Below are 4,936 nucleotides of genomic sequence, written 5' to 3'. Positions count from 1 at the left end.
GCTCCCCGATGCAAATCGGGGAGCCCCGCTCCGTACGTGTGCCCGTCCGGGCACCCCTGACATGGGGTCAGAGTGCTCAGACCTCCACGACGACCGGGAGGATCATCGGGCGCCGGCGGTAGTGGTCGGAGACCCACTTGCCGAGCGTGCGGCGCACCAGCTGCTGGAGCTGATGCGGCTCGACCACGCCGTCCTGTGCCGACTTCTCCAGGACCTCCTGGACACGGGGGACGACGTCGGAGAAGCGGGCGTCGTCGATACCCGAACCGCGGGCCTGGATGTACGGGCCGCCGGTGATCTTGCCGGAGCTGGAATCCACCACCACGAAGACCGAGATGATGCCCTCGTCGCCGAGGATCCGGCGGTCCTTGAGCGAGGTCTCGGTGACGTCGCCGACGGAGAGCCCGTCCACGTAGACGTAACCGGCCTGGACCTTGCCGACGATCTTGGCGCGGCCGCCGACCAGGTCCACGACGACGCCGTCCTCGGCGATGACGATGTTCTGCGGCGGGACGCCGGTGAGGACGCCCAACTCGGCGTTGGCGCGCAGGTGGCGCCATTCGCCGTGCACCGGCATCAGGTTCTTCGGCTTGCAGATGTTGTAGAAGTACAGCAACTCACCGGCCGAGGCGTGCCCGGAGACGTGGACCTTGGCGTTGCCCTTGTGGATGACGTTGGCGCCCCAGCGGGTCAGGCCGTTGATCACGCGGTAGACCGCGTTCTCGTTGCCCGGGATCAGCGAGGAGGCCAGGATCACCGTGTCGCCCTGGACGATGCGGATCTGGTGGTCGCGGTTGGCCATCCGGGAGAGCGCCGCCATCGGCTCGCCCTGGGAGCCGGTGCAGACGAGCACGACTTCGTCGTCCGGCAGGTCGTCGAGGGTCTTGACGTCGACGACGAGCCCCGGCGGCACCTTCAGGTAGCCGAGGTCGCGGGCGATGCCCATGTTGCGGACCATCGAGCGGCCGACGAAGGCGACCCGGCGGCCGTACTCGTGGGCGGCGTCCAGGATCTGCTGGATGCGGTGGACGTGGCTGGCGAAGCTCGCCACGATGATCCGCTTGTTGGCGTTGGCGAAGACCGTGCGCAGGACGTTGGAGATGTCGCGCTCGGGCGGCACGAAGCCGGGAACCTCGGCGTTGGTGGAGTCCGTCAGCAGGAGGTCGATGCCCTCCTCGCCGAGCTTCGCGAAGGTCGGCAGGTCCGTGAGGCGCCGGTCCATCGGGAGCTGGTCCATCTTGAAGTCGCCGGTGTGCACCACCATGCCCGCGGGGGTGCGGATGGCGACGGCCAGGGCGTCCGGGATGGAGTGGTTGACCGCGATGAACTGGCAGTCGAAGGGACCGATGCGCTCGCGGTGGTCCTCGGCGACCTCCAGCGTGTACGGCCGGATGCGGTGCTCCTGGAGCTTCGCCTCGATCAGCGCGAGCGTGAGCTTCGAGCCGATCAGCGGGATGTCCGGCTTCTCGCGGAGCAGGTACGGCACGGCGCCGATGTGGTCCTCGTGGCCGTGCGTGAGGACGATGCCCTCGATGTCGTCGAGGCGGTTCCTGATCGACGAGAAGTCGGGCAGGATCAGGTCGATGCCGGGCTGCTCCTCCTCGGGGAAGAGGACGCCGCAGTCGACGATCAGGAGCCGGCCGTCGTACTCGAAGACCGTCATGTTGCGGCCGATCTCGCCGAGACCGCCGAGCGGTGTGACGCGCAGGCCGCCCTTGGGCAGCTTCGGCGGGGGGCCGAGTTCAGGGTGCGGATGACTCAAAAGATTCTCCCTACCACCCGCGCCACGTACCGGGCGGCACGTGGCGCAGGTGTCGTTCGTGGTGGTGAAGTTGTGTGGTGGTGCTCCGGCGTACCGGTCCTGCTTATGCAGTTGTGAAGTCTGAGGACTGCAGCTGTACCCCGCCCGCGGCGAGATCGATCGTGAGCTGCACAGTCTCCTCCGCCGACAGCTCGACCAGCGGCAGGCGCAGCGGCCCGCCGGGCAGCCCCAGCCGGTCGAGGGCGGCCTTGGTGGTGATGACGCCCTGGGTGCGGAACATCCCCGTGAAGACGGGGAGCAGCCGCTGGTGGATCTCGGTGGCCTTCTGGACGTCGCCGCTCAGGTGCGCTTCGAGCAGGGCGCGCAGCTCGGGGGTGACCAGGTGGCCGACGACCGAGACGAAACCGACCGCGCCCACCGACAGGAGGGGGAGGTTCAGCATGTCGTCGCCGGAGTACCAGGCGAGGTCCGAACGGGCGATGGCCCAGCTGGCGCGGCCCAGGTCGCCCTTGGCGTCCTTGTTGGCCACGATGCGCGGGTGCTCGGCCAGCCTGACCAGGGTCTCCGTGTTGATCGGGACGCCGCTGCGGCCCGGGATGTCGTAGACCATGACCGGCAGGCCGGTGGAGTCCGCGATCGCCGTGAAGTGGCGGTACAGGCCCTCCTGCGGGGGCTTGTTGTAGTACGGCGTGACCGTCAGCAGGCCGTGGGCTCCGGCCGCCTCCGCGGCGCGGGCCAGTTCGATGCTGTGGCGAGTGTCGTTGGTGCCGACTCCGGCGACGATGTGCGCCCGCTCGCCGACCGCGTCGAGCACGGCTCGGATCAGCTCGGTTTTCTCCGCGTCGCTGGTGGTCGGGGACTCGCCGGTGGTGCCGTTGAGGACCAGTCCGTCGTTGCCGGCGTCCACCAGGTGGGTGGCGAGGCGCTGGGCGCCGTCGATGTCGAGCGCGCCGTCCGCCGTCAGGGGCGTGACCATGGCGGTGAGGACCCTCCCGAAGGGGGTCTGCGGAGTGGAGGTCGGAGCCATGGGTAACACGCTACTCGCTACACGGCGCGTGGTCCCCCTCAGGGCGACGTGACGAGGGTCGTCGGCGCGCCTCCGGAGAGGGACGAACGGCGCAAGGGGAGACAGAAGGGCCCGGCACTGCCTGCTCGGGGGTTCAAGCAGTACCGGGCCCGTTTCATCAGGCTAGATGAACTTCCCGAAATGCTGCAATACGGACACTTCGGATGGCTGGTCGTACGGGTGTGCCCCCAGCCTCGCCCGGCACCTCAGGGGGCGACGCGGCCGTTCTTGTTGAAGGCGGCGTACGTCAGCGGCATCAGTTCGGCCCAGTGGGCCTCCATCTGCTGGCCGACCATCTCGATCTCGCGCTGCGGGAAGGAGGGGACCGTGGCCAGCTCGTGCTGGGTGCGCAGGCCGAGGAAGTGCATGAGGGAGCGGGCGTTGCACGTCGCGTACATCGAGGAGTACAGACCGACCGGCAGCACGGCGCGGGCCACCTCGCGGGCCACACCGCCCGCCAGCATCTCCTGGTACGCCTCGTACGCCTGGACGTAGGAGCTCTCCATGGCGCGGCCGGTCAGCTCGCGCTGCTCCTCGGTGCCGTCGACGAACTCGTACTTTCCGGGCCGGCCCTGCTGAACGAGTTTGCGGTCGGCGTCGGGGACGTAGAAGACAGGCTGGAGCTCGCGGTAGCGACCGGACTCCTCGTTGTACGACCAGCCCACGCGGTGCCGCATGAACTCGCGGAAGACGAAGATGGGAGCACTGATGAAGAACGTCATCGAGTTGTGCTCGAAGGGGCTGCCGTGGCGGTCCCGCATCAGATAGTTGATGAGACCCCGGGAACGCTCCGGGTCCTTGCTCAGCTCGTCCAGGGACTGCTCACCGGCGGTGGAGACGCGGGCGGCCCACAGCACGTCCGTGTCGCTTGCGCTGTGCTTGACCAGTTCCACCGTGACGTCGCTGCGAAAACTGGGCTTGAGGTCTGGAGCAGGGGTGTCGCTCACCTGCGGGTCCTTCCATGGGGGGCGTCGCTCGGGCGGCGCCCACTCTACGTCCTGGCACCGACAATCGGCCGTTCGGAGTCCTCCGCCGACAATCTTCAGCGAATTCGGCGATATGGGGCACCGATCCGGGCCGCCGATCGTCTTTCCTGACAGAGACGTGTCTCACGTCCCGCAGCGCCATGACCGTCCACGATCTCCGAGGAGAAGCGCCCTAAATGTTCCGTCGGCGAGAGCCCGTTCCGTTCGCCTTCATCGCCGAGGCTGAGAAGTTCCGCAGCAATGTCACCCCACCGCCCAGGGAGCGCGCCTCCGTGGGCCAGCGGATGGGCAGCACCCTGATGGGGCTGACCGTGGTCGCCGGACTGGTGGGTGCGCTGCTGATCGGTATGCCCGCCCTCTCCCCCGAGCAGGCGCCCGTGCAGCACCAGAAGTCCGAGGCATCCGAGGGTCGGTGAGCCGACCCGGGGACCCTGGAGTGGTCGGGGCCCGGCACTCTCGGTAGCCTCACCGGGCACCACCCCCGAGTGTGCTTGAGTGAGGACCAGCCGTGCCCCTTGCCTTCCTGACGGCCGACCGTGCATTCGACGAGGCCGCGGACGACGCACCGCTCCCGTTCGACGACCGGGACCAGTGGCGGCGGCCGTACCGCCCGGGCCCCTGGCGTGTCGGGGCGGCCGCGATACTGCTGCTGCTGGCATCGTTCGTCCTGGTCAGCGCCGTGATCATCGCGGTGGCCGGCGCCCTGTCCGGGGCGGGGGTGACCGGCGCCCTGGGGCTCGCGGTCGTCGCCTCGGCCCTGCGCCTGCTGCGCATGGGCGTCTGGGTCAACGCCACCGGCCTGCGCCACGTCGGTTTCTTCGTCACCCGGACGAACCCCTGGCAGCGGGTGCAGGCGGTACGCACCGTGCAGCGCCCCGTGAAGTGGCTGTCGCTGCCCCGTACGGTGCAGGGGCAGGCGCTGGAGATCGTCGTCCGGGAGGGCGCCGCCGAGCCGGCCGTCCTGCTCACCGACCACAACGCCGACTTCCTCTCGCGTGCGGAGGCGTTCGACCGCGCCGCCGACTCCGTCGAGGTCTGGGCGTACGAGTACGCGCCCGCCGTACGCGGCTGAGCACGCGCACGCGAAAGGGCCCCGGAGGATCGTCCTCCGGGGCCTTTCGT

At 69.1% G+C, this 4,936-nt stretch carries 5 protein-coding genes; 2 read left to right on the top strand and 3 right to left on the bottom strand.

Translation table 11 applies throughout. The features are described from left to right. Positions 1-76: 76 nt before the first annotated feature. The 3 genes from ACFWMZ_RS28060 to thyX all read right to left on the bottom strand — a co-directional run bounded on the left by ACFWMZ_RS28060 (position 77) and on the right by thyX (position 3,775). Positions 77-1,762 (bottom strand): ribonuclease J, encoded by a 1,686-nt coding sequence (locus tag ACFWMZ_RS28060; RefSeq protein ID WP_383204973.1) that lies wholly within the window; start codon positions 1,760-1,762, stop codon positions 77-79. 103 nt (positions 1,763-1,865) lie between these two features. Then, a complete protein-coding gene (gene dapA, locus ACFWMZ_RS28055; RefSeq protein ID WP_383184190.1) occupies positions 1,866-2,789 on the bottom strand; it encodes a 4-hydroxy-tetrahydrodipicolinate synthase in 924 nt (307 codons plus the stop codon). A 245-nt stretch (positions 2,790-3,034) separates the two neighbouring features. Next, positions 3,035-3,775 carry an FAD-dependent thymidylate synthase gene (thyX, locus tag ACFWMZ_RS28050; protein ID WP_383184188.1) on the bottom strand — a complete coding sequence of 247 codons (741 nt, stop codon included), beginning with the start codon at positions 3,773-3,775 and terminating at the stop codon, positions 3,035-3,037. A gap of 215 nt (positions 3,776-3,990) precedes the next feature. Here thyX and ACFWMZ_RS28045 point away from each other — a divergent pair, with 215 nt between their 5' ends. Together ACFWMZ_RS28045 and ACFWMZ_RS28040 are read left to right on the top strand one after the other, a co-directional pair. Beyond that, entirely contained in the window at positions 3,991-4,230 is a 240-nt protein-coding gene (locus tag ACFWMZ_RS28045; RefSeq protein WP_383184186.1) for a hypothetical protein, read from the top strand. 92 nt (positions 4,231-4,322) lie between these two features. Next, positions 4,323-4,886, top strand: coding sequence for a hypothetical protein (locus tag ACFWMZ_RS28040; protein ID WP_383204970.1), 564 nt, complete (start codon positions 4,323-4,325; stop codon positions 4,884-4,886). The last annotated feature ends 50 nt before the right edge of the window (positions 4,887-4,936 follow it).

Origin of the sequence: Streptomyces sp. NPDC058373, from assembly GCF_042723275.1 — a bacterium.
Taxonomy (GTDB): Bacteria; Actinomycetota; Actinomycetes; order Streptomycetales; family Streptomycetaceae; genus Streptomyces.
This window is presented reverse-complemented; position numbering and strand designations above follow the sequence as displayed.